Source organism: Sphingobium fuliginis (assembly GCF_015074805.1).
Lineage (GTDB): Bacteria > Pseudomonadota > Alphaproteobacteria > Sphingomonadales > Sphingomonadaceae > Sphingobium > Sphingobium fuliginis.
The window spans coordinates 2,440,835-2,462,426 of sequence record NZ_CP060035.1; the positions used below are offsets into that span (position 1 = coordinate 2,440,835).

Sequence of the window (21,592 nt, forward strand, 5' to 3'; positions counted from 1 at the left end):
GGGAGGCGAGCCGTGCCCAAAAAAAAACAGCAGCAGCTTTGGGGCGGTCGACGCCTAACGCCCCGCGACAATCAGGATCACCTGCCCCTTGCCGCCCTCGCCATCCAACTGGTCCAGCCCGCGCAGCACCAGCCGGTCGCCGCCAATGCCTTCGGCCTTCAGCGCCCGCGCCACGGCGCCGAGGCGCGCCGCCGACAGGTCCCAGCCGTCGAAGCGCTGATGCCCCACATCCGTGCCGCGGCTGCTGACCTCCAGCCGCTCGCGCCCCAGCGCAAAGCGATCCGCCACGATCTTCAGCCGCTTCCGGCCCTGCTGCGTCAGCAACGCTTCACCGGGCAGGAACAGTTCGGCGGCGTGGATTTCCATGGGACTGCTGGCATGGCCGCCAAATTGCTGCCGCACCTGCGCCAGCATGGCGTCACGCCGCTGGCCGCTGGCCTGAAGCATGACGAAAAAGCCGAGCAGCAACAGCAGCAGGTCGGCGAAGCTGATCGCCCAGCGGCCGCGCCGCGCCCCGGCAAGGGCGGAGATATTCATGCCACCTCGCGGATCGAGGCGCGGCGCATCGGCACATTTTCCCGCCGCGCGATGGCGGCCATGCGATCAGTGACCTCCTTCTGCCAGGCGAGTTCCCGTTCCGACAGGTCGGCAAGCCGCGTCGCTACGGGCGCGGCGATGACATTGGCAATGACCACGCCATAGAAGGTGGTGAGGAGCGCCAGGGCCATGGAGGGGCCCAGCGCCGCCGGATCGTCCATCGCGGCGAACATGCCGACCAGGCCGATGATCGTGCCCGCCATGCCCAGGGCCGGGGCGGCATCCGCGATGGACAGCCAGACCTTGCAGGCAGAGCCATGGCGCTGCGCCCGGTCCGCCAGCGATTGCGCGGCCCACAGTTCGAACTGCTCCGTCTTCTCGCAATTGGCGAGCTTGCGCGCGGCTTCGGTCAGATAGGGATTGGCCGTCTTCACCCGGTCCGTGCAGGCAAGGCCGCGCAGTTGCGCGACCTGATCGATCTTCAGCATGGCCGCCCGCGCAGCATCCCGGTCCTTCGCTGGATCGGCGCGCAACAGGGGAACAAGGGCGGCAAAGGCCCGCCCCAGCGCCCGCGCGCCATTCTGGAACAGCGCCACCAGCCCGATCCCCGCGACCATGGCCAGCAAGGTCAGGGGGTCGAACAAATGCGCCATGATCCCGATCATCTTCACGTCCCCGCTTACGCCCGGCCGGCCGGCGGCAAAGCGCTGCCACCCGCCGGCAAAATTTTGCCGCCCTTGCCGCCATCCTCACGCAATCCCCCAGATTTCCGCCATTTTCCGCCATGCCGATGCGTCACCCACGCAAATTGGCACGGCTCTTGCGAATATCAGGCTGGATCACCCGCAGTTCACGCCATCAGGCCTCAGAACGGCGGGGGAGACGGAAGTTTTAGGCCCATCGGGGCGGAAAAAAGCGGAAAGACGACAATGTCGCTGGAAGACGGATTGTTCGGGATACATGGAAAGGCGCTGGCGCTTCGCTCGCAGCGCCTGTCCCTGCTCGCGTCCAATATCGCGAACGCTTCGACGCCCGGATACAAGGCGCGCGACATCGATTTCGAGTCCGCCCTCAAGGAAGCCACGACGCGGCAGGGCAAATCCGCCGCCGACGTGTCGCAGGCCGTCGACGATTCGATGGGCTATCGCGTGCCGCTGCAACCCAGCCTCGACGGCAACACGGTCGAACTCAGCACCGAACAGACTTTGTTTGCGGAAAACGCCGTCAAATATCGCACGACCCTCTCCTTCCTGGAGGGCCGCATCAACACCATCACCCGCGCGCTTAAGGGAGAATGAGCATGAGCGGCCATGGCCCCCTGAACGTCTTCGACATCGCCGGCCGCGCCATGAGCGCGCAGCTTGTGCGGCTCAACGCCACCGCCTCCAACATGGCGAACGCCGGCAACGTCACCGGCAGCGCGGCGGAGGCCTATCGCGCGATCAAGCCGGTGTTCCAGTCCGTCACCGACAGCCCCGGCGTCTCGACCGTCAAGGTCCAGAATGTCGTCACCACCAATGCGCAGCCCACCAAGCGCCACGATCCCAACCATCCGCTGGCCGACAAGAATGGCGATGTCTGGGAAGCCGCCGTGGATAGCAGCGCGGAGCTGGTCGACATGATCGAGACCGCCCGCATGTACCAGAACAACGTGCAGGTGCTGAACACCGCCAAGTCCCTGATGATGGAAACCATAAGGATCGGCAAATGACGACCACGACCGCCACCGACAGCGCGGGCCTGTCCGTCTATAACCCCTATGCCAATGTCGGCACGGGCAAGTCGGAAATGGGCCAGGCGGACTTCCTGCGCCTGCTGACCGCGCAGATGCAGACGCAGGACCCGTTCGAACCCGTCGATAACGCCCAGATGGTCGCGCAGATGGCGACCATCACCAACAGCAGCGGCATCGCGGAAATGAACCAGACGCTGAAGAATCTGGCGTCGCAACTGACCGGATCGCGCCTTGGCGACGCGGCAAGCTGGATCGGCAAGTCGATGCTGGTGCAGAGCAACATCGCCGCGCCCGATGCGGCCGGCCAATATATGGGCCAGGTCAGCTTTGCCGCCGCGACCAGCGACGCCAGCGTCGACCTGATCGACGGCAACGGCAATGTCGTCAAGACGATCGAACTGGGCGACCAGCCCAAGGGCGACATCAATTTCTATTGGGACGGCAAGGATGAAGCCGGCAACACCATCGCCACCGACGCGCTGAAGATCAAGGTCAACGGCGCCAGCCCCAGCCGCGTCGCGAGCTGGGCCACCATCGCCGCCGTCCAGTCACCCGCCGACGGCAGTTCGTCGAAACTGATCACCGCGCTCGGCACCTATTCGCCGTCCGACGCCATCTCGCTCGCCTAACCGACCAATCCTTTTCACACCGATTTTCCTTTTCACCCAAGGAGCAACGCCATGTCCTTCTACATCTCGCTTTCCGGCCTGAAGGCCGCCCAGACCGACCTGTCGACCACGGCGAACAATGTCGCCAACGTCAACTCGACCGCCTTCAAGAAGAGCAAGGCCGTGTTCGGCGACATCTTCGCCGCCGCGCCGATGCAGACCACGACGCAGGTCGCCGGCCAGGGCGTGCGCGCCCAGGGCATCAGCCAGCAGTTCACCCAGGGCACGATCGAGACCACCGACAAGACGCTGGACCTCGCCATCACCGGCGAAGGCTTCTTCACGGTGAAGCGCAGCGCCGACAATCAGGTGGGCTATACCCGCAACGGCGCCTTCTCGGTGGAGGAGGACCGCTATGTCGTCGACACCACCGGCGCCCGGCTTCAGGTGATCCCGCTCAATCCCACTACCGGCGCGCCGACGGTGACGGGCACCCTGACCCCGACATCGCTGACCGACCTCAAGATTCCGACCAACTGGCCCGACGGCGGCACCGGCAACCAGCTCACCAGCGTGGGCGTGTCGGAAGAAGGCAAGATCACCGGCGTTTATGCCGACGGTTCCACCGTCTATCTGGGCGCAACCGCCATCGCCGCGTTCAACAGCCAGGAAGGGCTGCGCCAGAGCGGCGACGCCCATTGGACCGCGACCAACGCGAGCGGCACGCCGATGCTGGGCACCGGCAATAGCGGCCTGTTCGGCTCGGTCCGCTCCGGCGCGCTGGAACGCTCCAACGTCGACATCACCGAGGAACTGGTGAACCTCATCTCCGCCCAGCGCAACTTCCAGGCGAACTCGAAGGCGATCGAGGCGGCGAACACGCTGTCCACCACCATCGTCAACATGCGGACCTAAGCTTCCGCATGAATTGAACCGTCATTCCCGCGAAAGCGGGAACCCATCTCCCGACCTCGCACAAAGCGGCAACGCTGGAAGATGGATCCCCGCCTCCGCGGGGGTGACGGAAATAAATCAGCGCCCGCAGTCAACAACAGGACACCCCCATGGACCGGCTCGTCAACACGGCACTCACCGCGATGCGCGGCGCGATGGCGCGGCAGGCGGCGATCTCCAACAATCTGGCGAACGTCAACACCACCGGCTTCCGCGCGGAAATCGCCAATGCCGAGACGCGCTGGATCAAGGGCAGCACCTTCGACACGCGGGCGCAGGCGTCCGAACAGGTGATCGCCGCCGACATGGCGCAAGGCGCGGTCACCGAAACCGGCAATCCGCTGGACGTGGCCATGAACGGCGATGCGATGCTCGCCGTTCAGGCCGCGGACGGCAGCGAAGCCTATACGCGCCGCGGCGACCTCAAGGTCAGCGACAGCGGCCTGCTGACCACCGGCGACGGCCTGCCCGTGCTCGGCGAAGGCGGCCCTATCACCCTGCCGCAGATGGACAGCATCTCCATCGCGAAAGACGGCAGCATCTGGGGCGTGCCGCAGGGCGGCGACCCCGCCAATCCGCAACAGGTGGACAAGCTGAAGCTGGTCAGCCCGGTCGGCTCCAGCATCGCCAAGGGCACGGACGGGCTGTTCCGCGAAGCCAATGGCGGCGCGCTGCCCGACGATCCGCTCGCCAGCGTGACCGGCGGATCGCTGGAAGGGTCGAACGTCAACGCCACCTCAGCGCTGGTGCAGATGATCGAGGCGAGCCGCGCCTGGGAAACCCAGGTCAAGATGATCGACACCGCCAAGCAGCTCGACGATGGCGGCGCATCGCTGATGCGCCTGGACTGATGGTTAATTTGGCACGGCTCTTGCTTTTCGACAGGCAAGCCTGACGGCCCTACGGAGATTTTGAGCCATGACCAACGCAGCCCTTCATGTCGCCCGCACCGGCCTTGACGCGCAGAACACGAAGATGCGCGTGATCGCCAACAACCTGGCGAACGTCAACACCACCGGCTTCAAGCGCGATCGCGCCGATTTCGAAACGCTGGCCTACCAGCAGATCGTGGCCGCGGGCGCGAACAGCGACAGCGAGAACAAGTTCGCCACCGGCCTTAACCTCGGCTCGGGCGTCGCGATGCAGGGCACGGCCAAGATCAACAGCCAGGGCACGCTCAACCAGACCGGCAACACGCTGGACATGGCGATAGAGGGTTCGGGCTATTTCCAGGTGCAGCAGCCGGACGGCTCCATCGCCTATACCCGCGCCGGCAATTTCACGACCACGGCGGAAGGCGTCGTCGTCACCAGCGAAGGGCTGCCGCTGATCCCGCAGATCACGGTTCCGGAAGGCGCCACCAGCGTCACCATCGGCAATGACGGCACCGTCTCCGCCACGCTTCAGGGGCAGGCCGAACCGACCCAGCTCGGCCAGATCGAACTGGCGAGCTTCATGAACCCGGGCGGCCTTCAGGCGGTCGGCGGCAATCTGCTGAAGGAAAGCGCCGCCAGCGGCACGCCGCAGGTCGGCGTCGCGGGGCTGGACGGGCGCGGCGTCGTCCGCTCCGGCTATCTCGAAACCTCGAACGTCAACGTGGTCGAGGAACTGGTCGACATGATCGAGACCCAACGCGCCTATGAGGTCAATTCCAAGATGATCAAGGCGACCGACGAAATGCTCCAGTACGTCAACCAGCAGCTGTGAGCCGGATGATGCGCAGAACGGCCATTTTCTTCCTCTTCGGAACCGCCCTCGCCGCATCCCCGGCCATGGCCGGCAAGAAGCGCGATGCCGAACGGCAATTTTATGCCCCCACGGTCGTTGCCGCCCCTGCCGCCCCGGCCGCCAACGGTTCGATCTTCCAGGCGTCGATAGGCTATACCCCGCTCACCAGCGGGGCGCGGGCGACCAGCGTGGGCGACATCATCACCATCGTGCTGGTCGAACGGACCCAGGCGACCAAGAGCAACAGCGCCGACACCAGCCGCGACGGCAGCATCGCCCTGACCCCGCCCAGCACCGGCCCGCTCTCCAAGATCTTCTCCGCCAGCGACATCGGCTCCAGCGGCAGCAACAGCTTCACCGGCAAGGGCGCCGCCACCCAGTCCAATGCCCTGAATGGGGAGATCACCGTGACCATCGCGGCGACCTATCCCAACGGCACGATGCTGGTGAAGGGCGAAAAGGCGCTGACGCTCAATCGCGGCGACGAATATATCCAGATCAGCGGCCTCGTCCGCCAGGCCGACATCGGCCCGGACAACCGCATCGCCTCGACCCGCGTGGCCGACGCGAAGATCATCTACACCGGCAAGGGGGAAATCGCCCGCGCCAGCCGCCAGGGCTGGCTGCAGCGCTTCTTCTCCATGATCAGCCCCTTCTGATGGACATGCACGCCATGACGTCCTTCGCCCGCCTCCCCAACTTCGTCATTCCCGCGCAGGCGGGAATCCATCTCCGGACCTCGCGTCTGGTGCAACGTCGGGAGATGGATTCCCGCCTTCGCGGGAATGACGGCGTGTGGTTGGGCAAGCGTTTAGCGCGTCGCGTAATACTCGCCCTTCTCACCGCCCTCACCTTCCTCGCCGCCCCCGCCCATGCGGAGCGGATCAAGGACCTCGGCAATTTCCAGGGCGTGCGCCCCAACCAGCTCACCGGCTACGGCATCGTCGTCGGCCTGGCGGGCACGGGCGACGACAGCCTGGACTATGCGACGCAGGGCATGAAGGGCGTCGTCTCGCGCTTCGGCCTGACGCTGCCGCAGGGCATCAACCCGGCTCTCAAAAATGCGGCGGCGGTGCTGGTGACGGCGGACCTGCCTGCCTTCGCCAAGCCCGGCCAGCGGCTCGACGTCACCGTCTCCGCCCTCGGCAAGGCCAAGTCGCTGCGCGGCGGCACCCTCATCATGACCCCCCTGCGCGGCGCGGACAATGAAATCTACGGCATGGCGCAGGGCAATCTGGCCGTCGGCGGCCTGGGCGTGTCGGGCGCGGACGGCAGCCAGGTGTCGGTCAACATTCCTTCCGCCGGCCGCATCCCGGGCGGCGCGACGGTGGAGCGCGCCGTCGCCACCGGCTTCGACACCGCCCCCACCCTCACCTTCAACCTGTCCGAAGCGGACCTCACGACCGCCCTTCGCGTGGCGGACGGCATCAACCGCACCTATGGCGACCATCGCGCCAAGGCCGTGGACGCCGTGTCGATCACCATCGACGCCGCGCCGGGCGCCACCGACCGCATCATGATGATGGGCATGATCGAGAATATCGAGATTTCGCCCGCCGACGCCCCGGCCAAGGTGATCGTCAACGCCCGCACCGGCACCGTCGTCATCAACGGCGCGGTGAAGATCCATCCCGCCGCCATCGCGCACGGGAAAATCACCGTCAGCGTCAACGAATCCCCCCGCATCGTCCAGCCCGCCCCCTTCTCGCAAGGGCAGACGGCGGTGGAGCAATCCAGTTCGATTTCGATCGATCAGGAAAAGAAACCGATGATTAATTTTAAAGGTGGAGCCTCTCTGGCCGATATAGTCAAAGCGGTGAACGCCATCGGCGCCTCCCCCGCGGACATGGTCGCGATCCTCGAAGCGCTCAAGCAGGCAGGGGCGCTCAAGGCTGAACTGGTGGTGTTGTGATGCGGATTGGTGCGACTTCGGAAACGACGGCTCCGGCGGGCGGAACGCAGGACAGGGCCGCGCTGCAAAAGGCGGCGCAGCAGTTCGAGGCGATCTTCCTGCGCCAGATGATGGGCGCGATGCGCTCGGCCAGCCTGGCGGAGGGCATCAGCGATTCCAGCGCCACCGACCAGTTCCGCGACATGGCCGACGCCCGCACCGCCGACAGCATGGCGAGCCACGGCACGCTGGGCATAGCGGAGATGCTGATGCGCCAGTTCGGCGCCAAAGCCGTCGCGCCTGCCGGCTCAAATGCCGCGGATAAGGCCGAATGAGCGATCTCTTCATCATCGGCGCATCGGGCACCAAGGCCTATCGGACCGCCATGGCCGCGATTTCCGAGAATATCGCCAATGCCAGCACGGAGGGCTATTCCCGCCGTTCGGTGACGACCATCGAATCCGGTTCGTCCACCGCCACCATGGCCGTCTACATCTCCCGCGCCAATTTCGGCGGGACGGAGGTCAAGAGCGTCAACCGCGCGACCGATCCCTATCTCGACGCGACGGTGCGCTACACCAACATGCAGCTTGGCAGCGCGGTCGCGCGGATGCGCTGGCTGACCGATTCGGAAACGGCGCTCAACGACACGGAAACCGGCATCGGCCAGCTCATGACGGGCATGTTCCAGAACATGGACAAGCTGGCCGCCAGCCCCACCGACAACTCCCTGCGGGTGACGACGCTGGACAGCATCGGCCGCGTCGCCCAGGCCTTCAACCAGACCTCGGCCGACCTGGTGCAGGTGTCCAGCGGCATCGCGACCGAGGCGCAGGCTTCGGTGACGACGATCAACCAGGCCCTCTCCGCCCTCGCGGACATCAACAACAGCCTGCTGCGCGCGCAGCCGGGCACATCGGCCTATGCGCAACTGCTCGACAGCCGCGACGCGGCATTGGGCACGCTGTCCACCAATCTCAACATCGACATCGGTTTCGGCACGCATGACCAGGCGCAGGTGACGCTGAACGGCCAGACGCTGGTGCAGGGGAGCAGCGCCACGCCGCTGGCCCTCACCGTCAACACCAACGGCACGCTGGCGCTTGCGACCGGCAGCGGCGCCGCCCTGGCCGCGCCGACGAGCGGCACGCTGGGCGGGCTGTTCTCCGCCGCCGGCACGGTGTCGCAGCGCCGCACCAGCCTCGATACGCTGGCGCAGCAGTTCGTCGCCAATATGAACAACTGGCATGCGCAGGGGCTGACCAACGGCAGTCCGGGCGCGGCGGGCGCGCCGCTGCTGTCCGGAACGACGGCTGCGACCGTCGCCGCCCTCATCACCGACCCGGCGCAGCTTGCGACCAAGGCCGCCGACGGCACGCCCAACGGCAATCTGCTGACCGTATCGACCGTGCTGCGCGGCAATGGCAGCGTCGAACAGGGCTGGACCAACCTGATCGCCACCCACGCCAACCTGCTTTCCTCCACCAAGGCGGAGCAGACCACGGCGCAGAACCGCAGCGACCAGGCCGTGGCCGCCCGCGAAGCGGTAAGCGGCGTCGACCTCGACATGGAGGCGGCCGAACTGCTGCGCATCCAGCAGGCCTATTCGGGCAGCGCCAAGATCCTTCAGGTCGCGAAGGAAACCGTCGACGCCATTCTGCAGATCATCTGAACGGGAGCAACGGGACCATGGTCGGCATCACCAACAAGATCCTTCTGGCCGAGATTCGCCGTCAGCAGAAATTGTCGCAGGACATCGTCGATGGCCAGACCGCCATCTCGACCGGCCAGACGCTGAACAGGCCGTCGGACGACGCGCTCGCCTGGGTGCAGGTGTCGGACATCGGCCGGGCGCAGGCGCAACAGGCCGCCTGGCAGTCGAATATCAGCACCGGCACGGCCCGCGCCAACACGGCGGAGGCCAATCTGGGCGAGATGAACTCCCTGCTGACGCGCGCGCAGGAATTGATGACGCGCGCCCGCAACGGATCGCTCAGCACGACCGACAAGACGGCCATCGTCCAGGAAATGACGACGATCCGGTCGACCATCGATTCGCTGTTGAACCAGAAGGATTACAGCGGCGTACCTGCCTTCGACGATGGGCAGAGCGTGCTGGTCCCGGTCAGCCGCGGCCTCAACCTCGCGGTGGTCGGCACGCGGCAGGAAGTGTCCGAAGGGATCGACGTCAACGGCACGCCGATGACGCTCGACGCCATATTGGGCCAGAGCATCGCCGCGCTGCAAAGCGGGACCGACAGCGACGTCGCGGCCGGGCTCGACGCGATCAAGGCGGCCCAGAACCACATCGTCCTGGAACAGACCAAGCAGGGCGTGCGCAGCGACCGGCTGGACGTGATCGGCACGCGCCTCACCAATGTCGACCTCGACCTCAAGGAACGGCGCGCAGGCCTGGAATCGACCGACCTGCAGGATGTGATCTCCTCGGTATCGGCCAAGCTGCTCCAGCTTGAGGCGGCGCAGTCCGCCTTCGCCCGGATCAACCAGCAGACCCTGTTCGACCTGATCAAATAGGCGCCTGAAGCGATCCCATGGCATCATGTTCCTGCCCGGGCAGGAACACGCCATGGCTTGGACGAACCTTCCGAAACAGAAGGATCTTTCGCCCGGAAACATCGCCATCGATTTTTCGGTCGCGCCCTAAACCACGGCATCGCCAAGCCGTATTAACCAATCGAGAGCGTCTTTCATGCGATGCTTCGATCAAGACGGCGCCTTCGGGCAGAATTTCGGGGATAATCATGTTCGCAATCATCGGCCTGGTCGTGCTGCTCGCCATGGTGTTCGGCGGCTTCATCTTTACAGGCGGCGACATCGGCCCGGTTCTGCACGCGCTTCCACATGAAATGATCATCATCGGCGGCGCGGCCGTCGGCGCGCTGATCATCGGCAATTCGGGGTCCGACCTGAAGGCGCTGGGCGGCGGCCTGGGCAAGGTGTTCAAGGGGCCGAAATACAAGAAGCAGGACTTTCTCGACTGCATCTTCCTCGTTTCCAAGCTGATGAAGACGCTGCGCGTCGAAGGGCCCGTGGCGCTGGAACCGCATATCGAGGACCCGGCCAGCTCGACCATCTTCTCCGAATATCCGCGCCTGATGGGCGACAAGACCCTGATCCACCTGATCAGCGACACGCTGCGTCTGGTGGTCGTCTCCTCCGGCACGCTCGATCCCCATGCGGTCGAGGAAGTCATGGATAATGCGCTCAAGACCCATCATCATGAAGCGCTGCGTCCCGCGGACAACCTCCAGGGGCTGGCGGACGCATTGCCTGCCCTCGGCATCGTCGCGGCGGTGCTGGGCGTGGTGAAGACCATGGGCTCGATCGACCAGCCCCCGGCGATCCTGGGCGGCATGATCGGTTCGGCGCTGGTCGGCACCTTCCTCGGCGTTCTGCTCGCCTATGGCATGGTCAATCCCTTCGCCAACCGCTGCCGCGCCGTGATCGAGGCGGACGGGTCCATGTACCATGTCGTCAAGCAGATCATCGTCGCCTCCCTGCACGGCCATCCGCAGCCGCTGGTGATCGAGGCCGCGCGTTCCAGCCTGACCCATGCGAACCAGCCGGCCTTCGCCGAAGTGTTCGACGGCATGCGGGGCAAATAAGCCATGGCCGAGAAGAAGCGCGGCGCGAACGAGCCCGAACCCAGACCGATCATCGTCAAGAAGATCGTCGTCGACGGTCATGGCGGCCATCATGGCGGCGCGTGGAAGGTCGCCTATGCCGACTTCGTGACGGCGATGATGGCGTTCTTCCTGCTGATGTGGCTGCTGGGCGCGACCACGGAAAAGCAGCGCAAGGGGCTGGCCGACTATTTCACGCCGACCCTGGTGCAGCTCAAGGAAGGTTCGGCCGGGTCGAACGGCATGTTCGGCGGCGACAGCATGACGGCGAAGGAAAATTATCCGACCACGGGCGGTCAGGGCAATCTCGCCATCACCATCCCGCGCGACGCATCGGGCACGAAGGACCAGGGCGGCAAGGCCACCAAGGCCGCCGACCGGGTGAAGTTCGAATCGATCAGGAAGGAACTGGAGGCGCGCATGGCCCGCCGCCAGGGCATCCGCAAGCTGCTGAAGAACATCCGCTTCACCGAAACGCGCGAAGGACTGCGCATCGACCTGATAGACGAGGCGGACTTCGCGATGTTCGCCATGGGCACCGACCGCCTGCTGCCGCAGGCGCGGGAACTGGTGAACGAGGTCGCGGCGACGATCGGGACCATGCCCAATCCGCTGATCGTGCGCGGGCACACCGACGGCCTGCCATACAGCGCGGGCCAGACGATGAACAACTGGATGCTCTCCTCCGCCCGCGCCGAAGCGACGCGCAAGGCGCTCGCCGCCAGCGGCATCGGCAACGACCGCTTCGCCCGGATCGAGGGCGTGGCCGATCGCGAACCCTTCGCGAAGGGCGACGTCTACGACCCGCGCAACCGGCGCATGTCGATCATCCTGGGGTGGAGCCGCGGCGCGAACGACGGCGATGCGGACGAACAGCCCGACGCCGAAACCAGGGCCGCGATCAAGGAACGCGACAACCCGATGACCATGGCGCGGACCGAAGCGCGCAAGCTCGACATGGGCGGCACCAGCCTCCCCGCAGGCGCGCAGTTGATCAACCCGACAGCACCGGGGACGTCGAACAAGCCCGGCAAGCATTGAACCGACCCGGCTGCCTTGGGTGGATTGCGGACATTCCCCCTCCCGCAGGCGGGACGGGGTTAGGGGGTGGGCTGGCGCGGCATCTGCGCTGTTTTGCAACGGCTAAGTCAGAAGCTCGCTACGCTCGCGCCCACCCCTAACCCTCCCGTTTACGGGAGGGAAGGTCTCGAATTGGCCAATTTCCAGCCTTTCTGCTCCCGACCTCGCCCCAAGCCCCCCGCAGGAGCATGTGACCCAAGCGCAACAGGCTCCTGACAAAATATCCTATTTCCCCGACATGACCCAATTCGGCCTGTCCTATTGTCCGCCGGCCGGCCTATCGCCCACCCCTCTTTGAAACGTCCGACGCATTGCGCGATGCGCCTACGCGCGCCCGGGCACGCGCGCGCATACACTGTGAACTTCGGCTGAAAATCGCCGTTTTCAGGCCGGCAGGACCAGACTCGCTTCCAATCCGCCCTGCGCCCGGTTGGCGAGCTTCAGCGCGCCGCCATGTTCGGTCATGATCGCCCGAACCAGCGCCAGCCCCAGGCCGGCCCCGCCAGTGTCCCGATTGCGCGAGCCCTCCAGCCGGGTGAAGGGCTCCATCATCTCTTCCATCCGGTCTTCCGATATGCCGGGTCCATCGTCCGCCACGATCAGCCGGATGGTGCCATCCTCTCTTTCGACCGAGACATGAGCCCGCTCGCCATAGACGATGGCATTCTCGATCAGGTTGCGCAGCGCGCGGCGAATCTGTTGCGGACGCACATTGGCGACCGCGCGATCGCTGATGGCCAGATCGACCGGGGACCCGAGTTCCAGAAAATCCTCGACCACGGCGTCCGCCAGCGCCGACATATCGACCTTCTGCCGGGCTTCGCTGCTGCGACCCGCGCGGGCGAGCGAGAGAATATCCTCCAGCATCCGGTTCATCTCGTCGATCGTCTCGGACATGCGGGCCCGCTCGCCCTCGTCCTCCACCGATTCGGCGCGTACGCGCAGCGAGGCCAGGGGCGTGCGCAGATCATGGCCGATGGCGCCCAGCATCCGGTCCTTCTCGTTCAACATCGCAAAGATGCGGCTGCGCATCGCGTTGAAGGCTATGGTGAGCTGCCGCACGTCGCCGGGGCCGCGTTCCTCCACCGGGTCGGCCGATCCGGTGCGGGCGAACTGCTCCGCCGAAAGGGTCAACTGCTTCAACGGCCGCGCCAGCCTGCGCCCGACCCAGAGCAGCGGCAGCAGCACGATCGCGTAGAGGATCAGCGTCTGCCCCACCAGCCATCCGCCGAAGCGGGGCGGCCGGTCCCCGATGCGCGTCTGCGTCAGCGCCCATTTGCCCGGCTGATATTCGACCGCCATCGCCAGACGCGTCATATGCACATGATCATGCCTGCCGCCGGCCGCGCGCATGCGGAAATTGTCCCAGCGCCGCAGCGGCAGCAGCTGCGGCTGCTCAGCCGCACGGATGGAGCGGACCGAAAGGCCGACATCGTCGAACATCGCCCTCGCGCGGCGCTCGACGTCCGGCCGGGCTTGCCCCGGCAAGGGCGGGGCAGCATTCAGGAAGCGCACCCTTCCCCGCCGATCCGCCTCGCCGCCGCCGCGCCGGTCCGGCCGGTTGTCGAGCGCGTCGACGATGCGATAGACGCCCGGCGCGGTCTGCGCGGTCAGCTCGATCCGTTGGCGCTCGCGCAGCAACAGGGTGAAATTGATCGCCTGCGCCACGAACAGCGCCAGCGCGACGAGGATGATGATCTGGCCGACGACGCTCTGCGGCCAAAGGCGCAGCCGCCTCACAGCTTCCGCACATCCGCGGACAGGGTATAGCCGCCGCCCCAGACCGTCTTGATGAGGGTCGGGTTCTTCGGGTCCGGTTCTATCTTCTTGCGCAGGCGGCTGATCTGGTTGTCGATCGCCCGGTCGAAGGCATTGGCCTCCCGCCCCTGGGTGATGTCCAGCAACTGGTCGCGGCTCAACACCTGATTGGGCCGGGTGGCGAAGGCCAGCATCAGATTATATTCCGCCGTGGATAGGGGCAACGCCACCCCCTCGCCGTCGACCAGCGTGCGTTCCTGCGTCTTGAGCAGCCAGTTGGCGAAGGCATAGGTTGCGCCATCGGGGGCCGTGACCCGCTGCCCGCCGGTCGCGACGCGGCGGAAGATCACCTTGATGCGGGCGACCAGCTCGCGCGGGGAAAAGGGCTTCAGCACATAATCGTCCGCGCCCATTTCCAGCCCGACGATACGGTCCGTCTCCTCCGATTTCGCAGTCAGCAGGATCACCGGAATCTCGCTGGTCTCACGGATGTGGCGGCAGAGCGACAACCCGTCCTCGCCCGGCATCATGATGTCCAGGATCACCAGGTCGATGGCGTTGGCGTTAAGGCGCATCCGCGCTTCCGACGCATTTTCGACGGCCGTCACGCGAAAGCCGTTGCGGCCGAGATATTGCGCCAGCGGCTCGCGGATCGAGCGCTCGTCGTCGACGAGCAGCAGATGGGGTCGTTCGCTCATGGTCCGGTTCTTGTCATGGCTGGATGCGGGTGGGAAGGGCGAAGGCGCGCAATCGACGCCTTCACCCCTGCCTCAATTGGCGGGCGGCGGCCCCTTGCGGTCGCGCCAGCCGTCGCGGAAGGCCTGCCGCGCCGCCTTCATCTCATCGGCGGTCACCTTGCCATCATGATTGGCGTCGGCCTTGTCGAACATGGCGAGCGGGCGGGCCATGAATTCGGCCTTGGTGATGGTGCCGTCCTTCTTCATTTCATCGCCCGAACCGCCGCGCATGCCCTGTGCCCCACCATACTGTCCGCCACCATGCTTTCCCCAACCGCGATGACCCCAGCCATGGCCGTCCGGCCCGCCGGGCTTGCCCATGCGATCGTGCATGCCGTCCCGGCCCTGATGCCCGGCGGCGAATTCCGCCTTGCTGATCTGGCCATTCTTGTCGGTGTCCAGCGCGGCGAAGCGTTCATCGAGCCTCCGCTGACGGAGGATGTCGCGATCCGCCTGGTCGAGCTTGCCGTCCTTGTTGGCGTCCAGCCTGGCGAAGCGGGCTTCGAGGGCGGCGGTCAGTTCCACCTTTGTGACGGCGCCGTCCTTGTTGGCGTCGGCCATCATCAGCATGCCACCGCCGCGCGGTCCGGCGCTGTCGTCCTGAGCGAAAGCAAGGTGCGAGGCAGCAAGCCCGCCGACGAACAGCGAGCCCAGCGCCACCGTGGTCATGAATTTGCGGATCATGGAAATCTTCCTTCAAAGCGTCTGTCACGAACGGCGCGCTGCCGTCCTTGCGGATGCTTATCGGGGAATTTTGTCCCGCAATTTTGTCACGTCACCCGATAAAATGTCGCAATTTGTATCGAGCGGAGGCTTGGCTTCGGTTCCAAACCTCCTTCGCGGGAACGACAATCAAATTCAACGATCCCGGCGTCCCAGCAGACGCAGGCGAAGCGCGTTCAGCTTGATGAAGCCCGCCGCGTCGCGCTGGTCATAGGCGCCCGCATCGTCCTCGAAGGTCACGACCTTCTCGCTGTAGAGCGAATAGGGCGACTTGCGGCCGACGACATAGACGCCGCCCTTGTAGAGCTTCAGGCGAACCGTGCCGGTCACCTTCTCCTGGCTGAAGTCGATCGCCGCCTGCAGCATCTCGCGCTCGGGCGAGAACCAGAAGCCGTTATAGATGAGTTCGGCATAGCGCGGCGCCAGTTCATCCTTCAGGTGCGCGGCCCCCCGGTCGAGCGTCAGTTGCTCGATCCCGCGATGGGCGAGGTGGTAGATGGTGCCGCCCGGCGTCTCATACATGCCGCGCGACTTCATGCCGACGAACCGGTTCTCGACCAGATCGAGGCGGCCGATGCCATGCTTGCGGCCATAGTCGTTGAGCGTTTCCAGCAAGGTCGCGGGCGACATGCCGACGCCATTGATCGCCACGCCGTCGCCGCGCTCGAAATCGATGGTGATATATTCGGGCGCGTCGGGCGCATCCTCCGGATTCACCGTGCGCGAATAGACATAGTCCGGGGTTTCTTCCCACGGATCTTCCAGCACCTTGCCCTCCGAAGAGGTGTGCAGCATGTTCGCGTCCGTCGAGAATGGGCTTTCGCCGCGCTTGTCGCGGGGGATCGGAATCTGGTGCTTCTCAGCGAATTCGATCAGCCTGGTGCGGCTGGTGAGGTCCCATTCGCGCCAGGGTGCGATCACCTTGATGTCGGGCGCGAGGCCGTAATAGCCAAGTTCGAAGCGCACCTGGTCATTGCCCTTGCCGGTCGCGCCGTGGCTGACGGCATCCGCCCCGACCTGCTTCGCGATCTCGATCTGCCGCTTGGCGATCAGCGGCCGGGCGATGGACGTGCCGAGCAGGTAAAGCCCTTCATAAAGCGCGTTGGAGCGCATCATCGGGAAGACATAGTCCTTCACGAATTCCTCGCGCAGGTCATCGATGAAGATATGCTCTTCCTTGACGCCCATCAGACGCGCCTTGGCGCGGGCGGGCTCCAGTTCCTCGCCCTGTCCCAGATCGGCGGTGAAGGTCACCACCTCGCACTGGTAGGTCTGTTGCAGCCATTTCAGGATCACGCTGGTATCCAGCCCACCTGAGAAGGCAAGAACGATGCGGTTGATCTGGTCGGACATGGGCAACTTTCCTTGAAGCGGGCCTGGGCGGCCATGCAATTACCGGCGGGCCGGTATCAGGCCGGGCGATCCAACGCAACCGCAACGGCGGAACTATCGCATGACGAAGGGATGCCGATCGGAACCGGCATCCCCTTCCCTCAAGGAATCGAATCGGGCTCAGCTCGTCCGCGGCTTGAAGACGCTGTCGCGGCGCCGGTCGGAACCGAAACGATAGACCGTCTGCGTGGCCGCAGGCGCGGGCCTGGCCGATACTGGCGGCGCTGCCATGGTTTCCTCCGCCGCCGGGGTCGCCGCCTGCTTCTGCCGCTGCGCGAGGAGGAATTTTGCGCGAGTCATGCGCTTGGCGTGGGTTCGGAACGGGTTTTCCGGGCTGGGCGGCGCAGCAACCATCGCTTCCAAGCTGCTTTCCTCCTCGCTCCGCGCAGGAGCAATCACGGGCGGTGGCGTCATCAGCGGCATGGCGGGAGCTGGTGCCGCAGGCATGGGCTGGATCACCTCGCCCTCCCAATGCTCCTGGCCTTCCCACTGCTCCTCACGACGCTTGCGCCTGCGCAACAGGGCAGCGCCCGCGAGGCCCGCCATCAGCAGCGAGCCGCCGCCCAGCGCCCAAAGCAGCGCGGGATCGATCCCGGCTTGCGACGGAGGAACTGGCGCCGGCCTGACAGGAGCGGCGGCTGCCGGCGGAGCGGCCGCCTGTACAGGCGCCGGGACAGGCGCTTCGCTTTGTACCGGGGCCGTAGCGCGTTGCGGGGACGCGACAGGCTCGGTCCGCGCTGCCGTTCGGGTCGCTGGCCTTGGTGCGCGCCGCTCCACCGGAGCCGCTACCGCAGTCTGCGCCTTCTCCTCCGCCTGCGACGCCGCAATGGCGGCATCCAGCCGCTGTTCGACCGAAGGCGTCGATTGAACCACAGGCTGAGCGGGCGCAAATGCTGGAGCGGACGAAGCCGGCGATTGCTCCGGTTCCGCGGCTGGATTGACAATCACCGGCTGGCTCGGCGGCACGATGGTCTGCGCGAGCAGCGGAGGCGAACTGAAAGCCAGAACAGCGGCAATCGCGGCCCTGGCGGGGCGAAGTGAGCGAATGATTCCAGTCATAGCCATGATCAAACCCGCGAGCCTCACGATTCAGCGCAAAGCCTGAAGGCTATTCCCGATCAAGCGAGCCAAAGGGCCGACGAAACGATCCGAACATGGCCAATATGAACATTCGTTCATTTTGATGGATGATGTTTTAGTCTTTATATTCTTGCCTGTGGTTCAGAATCAGCGATCTATTATTTGGGACTATCATCCCTATTGTCACGGCGCGCGCCTTCGATCAGCCGCCTGTTCCGTTCTTCTTCCGCTGACTGCGCCAGACGTTCCGCCTTCGTGCGACCGAATTTGATGCGATTGCCCTGCGCCTGGCGTTCCTTGTCCGCCCGAGCCTTCGCCTTGCGCGCCTGTCGTAGATTGACGATGTCGCCCATGGGCGTGGACGGGCCTCCCTGAGGGGATGGAGCGGGTAGCGGGGATCGAACCCGCATCACAAGCTTGGAAGGCTAGTGCTCTACCATTGAGCTATACCCGCCCGTCAGGCTGAGCGCCCTGCCATCTTTGGGCGGCCTTCGTCAATATGCCAAAGCGATATTCACCCAATATCGGCCTTAACCCCGCGCGATATTTGCACTATCAGGGGCCATGGCCACGCCTTCCCTGCGCCAGTTGGATATATTCGCGCAGATGGTGGCATCGGGCAGCCTCTCACGCTGCGCCAGCGATCTGGGGATCACACCCGATGATGTCGCGCGCGATCTGGCCTCGCTGGAGCTGCGTCTGGGCTACCGCCTCTTCGACGATCTTGCCGGCGCCCCCCGCCTGACCGCCGCCGGTCGGAAAACGGCGGAGGCCATGACCCTGTTGTCGCAGGATCAGCCGGAAAACTGGGGGGTCGATCAGGCGGATGGCATGATCCCCGCCGCCCCTCCGTCGGAATCGGCGCCATCGCGGCAAAGCATCGTCCTGGCCGCGCCCGCCCCGGTCTTCGGCCATTTCCAGGAAGCGCTGGCCGCGTTCGAGGCCGCGAATGACGACATCGCCATCACGCTCGACCTGACGATCCACCTGGCCGACGAAGCTGCCTGGACGCTCCGCCGGGGAAAGGCCGACATCGCCTATTTCTATGCGTTGGGCGAGACGGATGAGCCATCCTCCCGCTATGGCTGGTCGGAGCAGATCAACCTCTATGCCGGCGCGGACCATCCGCTCGCCCGCCGCGACAGCGTTGCGACCGGAGAGCTTGCCGCCATGCCGACATTGGCGATGGAGCCGCGCAACGGCCTGCGGCGGATCATCGACGAGGCGCTGCTGCGCGGCGGCGTCCGGCTGGGCGATCCGGTGCTGGAGACCGACAATCTGTTCGACATCATGACCATATTGCGCGAAGGGGCGGGCTGCTTCGCCGCCTTCGGCCCCCTTGCCCGCGATCTGGGCCGGATGACCGGGATCAGGCGGATCGCGCTCGAACGTCCGCTCCCGGCCATCGAAGTGCGGCAGGCTCTCCGCCCCGAAAGCCCGGCCGCGGCTGCCGCGCTGGCGGAATTCCTCTTTCTCTGATCATCCGCTGCGACTGGCTGAGCCGATTTCGCGGGCAAGCGATCGATCCCGCGCCAAGCAGTATTGATATGCTATATCATTTCAGATAGGAGAGCGCATCTCCTCCCATTGAAGGATGACGAACCGAATGTATCGTTCCGCACTGTTGCGTGCCGGTTGCGCCTTTTCCGCATTGTCTGCCGCCCTTCCCGTCTTTGCTCAGGACGCACCTGCCGACGCGGCGCCCCAAGCCTATCATGATCAACGAGCGGACATCGTCGTCACCGCCATCATTCCACGCCGGCAGGGCGATATTCTTTCAGGAACGTCGGTCGTATCCGGCGAAGAACTGACCCGGGCGCTGCGCCCCACCATCGGCGACACTCTGGCGCACCAGCCAGGCGTCTCGGCAACCTCCTTCGGTCCCAATGCTTCCCGCCCCGTGCTGCGCGGCTTCCAGGGCGAGCGCGTGCGCATCCTGACCGACGGCATCGGCAGCTTCGACGTGTCGAACACCTCCGTCGACCATGCCGTGGCGATCAACCCCCTCACCGCCGACCGGATCGAGGTGCTGCGCGGCCCTGCGGCGCTGCTCTACGGCTCCTCCGCCATTGGCGGCGTGGTCAATGTGATCGACAGCCGCATCCCCCGCCGCGTGCCGGACGAACCGATCCACGTCGACGGCATCGCCACCCATGGCAGCGCAGCCAATGAACGCACTGGATCGGGCGAGATCGAGGCCCCCATCGGTGACAAGTTCGTAGTCCATTTCGACGGCAGCTATTCCAAGAGCGGCGATCTGGACACCGGCAGCTATATCCTGACCCCCGCCCTGCGGGCCCAGGCGAACGCCAGCAGCGATCCGGAAATCCGCGACCTTGCCACCCTGCGCGACAAGTTGCCCAACAGCGCGGCGCGGACATGGGAGGTGGCGGGCGGCGCGGCGCTCATCACCGATGGCGGCAATCTGGGCTTTTCGGTGGCGCATACCGACAATTTCTACGGCGTGCCGGTCCGCTATTCGCTCGATCCCGATGGCGAAGCGGAAAAGGTGCGGCTGCACATGAAGCAGGATCGGGCCGACCTGCGCGCCGAACTGCCCGTCAATGGCGGCTTCCTGGAATCGATCCGCCTGCGCGCGGGCTTCGCCGATTATCAGCATCAGGAGATAGAGGAGACGGGCGAGGTCGGCACGACATTCTACAACCAGTCGATCGAATCCCGGCTGGAACTGGTTCAGGCCAGGCGCGGCGGCTGGGACGGCGCGATCGGCGCGCAGTTCTTTGCACGCAACTTCCACGTGGTGGGGGAAGAAAAATTCCTGCCGCGCAACGAGACGGAGCAACTGGGCTTCTTCACGCTGCAATCCTTCGACCTCGGCACCACCCGGATCGAGCTGGGCGGGCGTTATGAACATACGCGGGTCGGGGCCGATGCGGACGAGACGCTGCTCAATCCCGCCTATCATCGCAGCTTCAATGCACTTTCCGGTTCGCTGGGGATCAGCCAGGAACTCGCTCCTGGCTGGCGGGTCGGGTTGAACCTGTCCCGCACGGAGCGCGCTCCTTCGGCCGAGGAGCTGTTCGCCCGCGGCAACCATGCCGGAACGCAGGCCTTTGAACTCGGCAATCCCGATTTCGGGCTGGAAAAGAGCTGGGGCATCGAAGGCACGCTGCGCGGCCAGGGCAATGGCTATACCCTCTCGCTTTCCGCCTATCACAACTGGTTCGACGGCTATATCTACGATACGCTGGCCGACGACAGCGTCTGCATGGCCGCCAATGGCGGAGAACCGCTGGATTTCCCCTGCTACCAGAATCTGCAGGCGAATGCCCGCTATCTCGGCTTTGAGGCGGAAGGCACGGTGAAGCTGGGGCAGATCGGCGGCTATGCCCTCAACCTGGATGGCGTGGCCGACTATGTGCGCGCCACCATCATCGGATCGGGTCCGGCGCCGCGCATACCCCCGCTCCGCCTGCTGGGCGGCGTGGAATTGCAGGGCGACCGGCTGAGCCTGCGGGGCGAGGTCGAGCGTAGCTTCGCCCAGAACCGCATCGCGGACACCGAAACGCCGACCGACGGTTTCACGCTGGTCAACGCCTCGCTCTCCTTCAAGCCGCTCAAGGGCAACGACCGGACCACCATCACCCTTTCCGCCAACAACATCTTCGATGTGGAGGCGCGGCGGGCGGCCAGTTTCCTGAAGGATTACGCCCCCCTGGCGGGACGGGACATCCGCCTGACGGCCCGCCTGTCGATCTGATAAC

General features: G+C 65.4%; 24 protein-coding genes and 1 tRNA gene. 15 read left to right on the forward strand and 10 right to left on the reverse strand.

Features of this window, described 5'->3' with window-relative positions:
- Window positions 1–54 precede the first annotated feature (54 nt).
- Entirely contained in the window at window positions 55–537 is a 483-nt protein-coding gene (locus tag H5V43_RS11715) for a flagellar motor protein MotB (protein WP_025548585.1), read from the reverse strand.
- Complete coding sequence (locus tag H5V43_RS11720; protein WP_025548587.1) at window positions 534–1,202, reverse strand: MotA/TolQ/ExbB proton channel family protein; 669 nt, start codon at window positions 1,200–1,202, stop codon at window positions 534–536. Before H5V43_RS11720 ends, H5V43_RS11715 begins: the two co-directional genes overlap by 4 nt.
- A 264-nt stretch (window positions 1,203–1,466) precedes the next feature.
- On the opposite strand from H5V43_RS11720, the gene flgB reads away from it, so the two are divergent.
- The 11 genes from flgB (at window position 1,467) to H5V43_RS11775 (ending at window position 9,988) form a co-directional block, all read left to right on the forward strand.
- Complete coding sequence (gene flgB, locus H5V43_RS11725) at window positions 1,467–1,835, forward strand: flagellar basal body rod protein FlgB (RefSeq protein WP_025548588.1); 369 nt, start codon at window positions 1,467–1,469, stop codon at window positions 1,833–1,835.
- A 2-nt stretch (window positions 1,836–1,837) separates the two neighbouring features.
- On the forward strand, window positions 1,838–2,248 hold the full coding sequence (gene flgC, locus H5V43_RS11730) for a flagellar basal body rod protein FlgC (protein WP_025548590.1): 411 nt from the start codon (window positions 1,838–1,840) through the stop codon (window positions 2,246–2,248).
- Entirely contained in the window at window positions 2,245–2,901 is a 657-nt protein-coding gene (locus H5V43_RS11735) for a flagellar hook assembly protein FlgD (RefSeq protein WP_025548592.1), read from the forward strand. The genes flgC and H5V43_RS11735 overlap by 4 nt, the downstream gene beginning before the upstream one ends.
- 51 nt (window positions 2,902–2,952) lie before the next feature.
- Window positions 2,953–3,795 carry a flagellar hook-basal body complex protein gene (locus H5V43_RS11740; protein ID WP_025548594.1) on the forward strand — a complete coding sequence of 281 codons (843 nt, stop codon included), beginning with the start codon at window positions 2,953–2,955 and terminating at the stop codon, window positions 3,793–3,795.
- Between the two features lie 149 nt (window positions 3,796–3,944).
- Window positions 3,945–4,685: a flagellar basal body rod protein FlgF gene (locus H5V43_RS11745; RefSeq protein WP_025548595.1), complete on the forward strand. Its 741-nt coding sequence runs from the start codon at window positions 3,945–3,947 to the stop codon at window positions 4,683–4,685.
- Window positions 4,686–4,752: 67 nt separating this feature from the next.
- Window positions 4,753–5,541: a flagellar basal-body rod protein FlgG gene (gene flgG, locus H5V43_RS11750; RefSeq protein ID WP_025548597.1), complete on the forward strand. Its 789-nt coding sequence runs from the start codon at window positions 4,753–4,755 to the stop codon at window positions 5,539–5,541.
- A gap of 5 nt (window positions 5,542–5,546) precedes the next feature.
- A complete protein-coding gene (locus tag H5V43_RS11755; protein WP_373278224.1) occupies window positions 5,547–6,221 on the forward strand; it encodes a flagellar basal body L-ring protein FlgH in 675 nt (224 codons plus the stop codon).
- A 14-nt stretch (window positions 6,222–6,235) separates the two neighbouring features.
- Window positions 6,236–7,474, forward strand: a complete 1,239-nt coding sequence (locus H5V43_RS11760) for a flagellar basal body P-ring protein FlgI (protein WP_244968622.1) — start codon at window positions 6,236–6,238, stop codon at window positions 7,472–7,474.
- Complete coding sequence (locus tag H5V43_RS11765) at window positions 7,474–7,788, forward strand: rod-binding protein (RefSeq protein ID WP_025548602.1); 315 nt, start codon at window positions 7,474–7,476, stop codon at window positions 7,786–7,788. Before H5V43_RS11760 ends, H5V43_RS11765 begins: the two co-directional genes overlap by 1 nt.
- Window positions 7,785–9,125 carry a flagellar hook-associated protein FlgK gene (gene flgK, locus H5V43_RS11770; protein ID WP_025548604.1) on the forward strand — a complete coding sequence of 447 codons (1,341 nt, stop codon included), beginning with the start codon at window positions 7,785–7,787 and terminating at the stop codon, window positions 9,123–9,125. The genes H5V43_RS11765 and flgK overlap by 4 nt, the downstream gene beginning before the upstream one ends.
- Before the next feature lie 17 nt (window positions 9,126–9,142).
- A complete protein-coding gene (locus H5V43_RS11775) occupies window positions 9,143–9,988 on the forward strand; it encodes a flagellin (protein WP_025548605.1) in 846 nt (281 codons plus the stop codon).
- Here H5V43_RS11775 and H5V43_RS11780 read toward each other — a convergent pair.
- Window positions 9,981–10,217 (reverse strand): hypothetical protein, encoded by a 237-nt coding sequence (locus tag H5V43_RS11780; protein WP_128830725.1) that lies wholly within the window; start codon window positions 10,215–10,217, stop codon window positions 9,981–9,983. The two genes, H5V43_RS11775 and H5V43_RS11780, sit on opposite strands and share 8 nt — an antisense overlap.
- Here H5V43_RS11780 and motA point away from each other — a divergent pair.
- Both motA and H5V43_RS11790 read left to right on the forward strand, forming a co-directional pair.
- Window positions 10,216–11,079, forward strand: coding sequence for a flagellar motor stator protein MotA (gene motA, locus H5V43_RS11785; protein WP_007682571.1), 864 nt, complete (start codon window positions 10,216–10,218; stop codon window positions 11,077–11,079). The genes H5V43_RS11780 and motA overlap by 2 nt on opposite strands.
- A 3-nt stretch (window positions 11,080–11,082) precedes the next feature.
- Entirely contained in the window at window positions 11,083–12,138 is a 1,056-nt protein-coding gene (locus tag H5V43_RS11790) for a flagellar motor protein MotB (RefSeq protein ID WP_099186366.1), read from the forward strand.
- A 423-nt stretch (window positions 12,139–12,561) separates the two neighbouring features.
- Here H5V43_RS11790 and H5V43_RS11795 read toward each other — a convergent pair whose 3' ends face one another.
- The 7 genes from H5V43_RS11795 to H5V43_RS11825 all read right to left on the reverse strand — a co-directional run bounded on the left by H5V43_RS11795 (window position 12,562) and on the right by H5V43_RS11825 (window position 18,321).
- Window positions 12,562–13,917, reverse strand: a complete 1,356-nt coding sequence (locus tag H5V43_RS11795; RefSeq protein WP_025551097.1) for a sensor histidine kinase — start codon at window positions 13,915–13,917, stop codon at window positions 12,562–12,564.
- Window positions 13,914–14,633 carry a response regulator gene (locus tag H5V43_RS11800; protein WP_025551099.1) on the reverse strand — a complete coding sequence of 240 codons (720 nt, stop codon included), beginning with the start codon at window positions 14,631–14,633 and terminating at the stop codon, window positions 13,914–13,916. Before H5V43_RS11800 ends, H5V43_RS11795 begins: the two co-directional genes overlap by 4 nt.
- Before the next feature lie 72 nt (window positions 14,634–14,705).
- The gene (locus H5V43_RS11805; protein ID WP_025551101.1) at window positions 14,706–15,356 is read right to left on the reverse strand and encodes an EF-hand domain-containing protein; all 651 of its coding nucleotides are present in this window, start codon (window positions 15,354–15,356) and stop codon (window positions 14,706–14,708) included.
- 174 nt (window positions 15,357–15,530) lie between these two features.
- Window positions 15,531–16,748, reverse strand: coding sequence for an argininosuccinate synthase (locus H5V43_RS11810; protein ID WP_025551103.1), 1,218 nt, complete (start codon window positions 16,746–16,748; stop codon window positions 15,531–15,533).
- Between the two features lie 159 nt (window positions 16,749–16,907).
- Window positions 16,908–17,846, reverse strand: a complete 939-nt coding sequence (locus tag H5V43_RS11815) for a hypothetical protein (protein WP_244968623.1) — start codon at window positions 17,844–17,846, stop codon at window positions 16,908–16,910.
- Between the two features lie 179 nt (window positions 17,847–18,025).
- Window positions 18,026–18,220, reverse strand: a complete 195-nt coding sequence (locus tag H5V43_RS11820) for a DUF4169 family protein (RefSeq protein ID WP_025551107.1) — start codon at window positions 18,218–18,220, stop codon at window positions 18,026–18,028.
- A 27-nt stretch (window positions 18,221–18,247) separates the two neighbouring features.
- Window positions 18,248–18,321 (reverse strand) — tRNA-Gly (locus H5V43_RS11825).
- Between the two features lie 110 nt (window positions 18,322–18,431).
- On the opposite strand from H5V43_RS11825, the gene H5V43_RS11830 reads away from it, so the two are divergent.
- Both H5V43_RS11830 and H5V43_RS11835 read left to right on the forward strand, forming a co-directional pair.
- Window positions 18,432–19,346: a LysR family transcriptional regulator gene (locus H5V43_RS11830; protein WP_025551109.1), complete on the forward strand. Its 915-nt coding sequence runs from the start codon at window positions 18,432–18,434 to the stop codon at window positions 19,344–19,346.
- A 127-nt stretch (window positions 19,347–19,473) separates the two neighbouring features.
- Complete coding sequence (locus tag H5V43_RS11835) at window positions 19,474–21,588, forward strand: TonB-dependent receptor domain-containing protein (protein WP_025551111.1); 2,115 nt, start codon at window positions 19,474–19,476, stop codon at window positions 21,586–21,588.
- The last annotated feature ends 4 nt before the right edge of the window (window positions 21,589–21,592 follow it).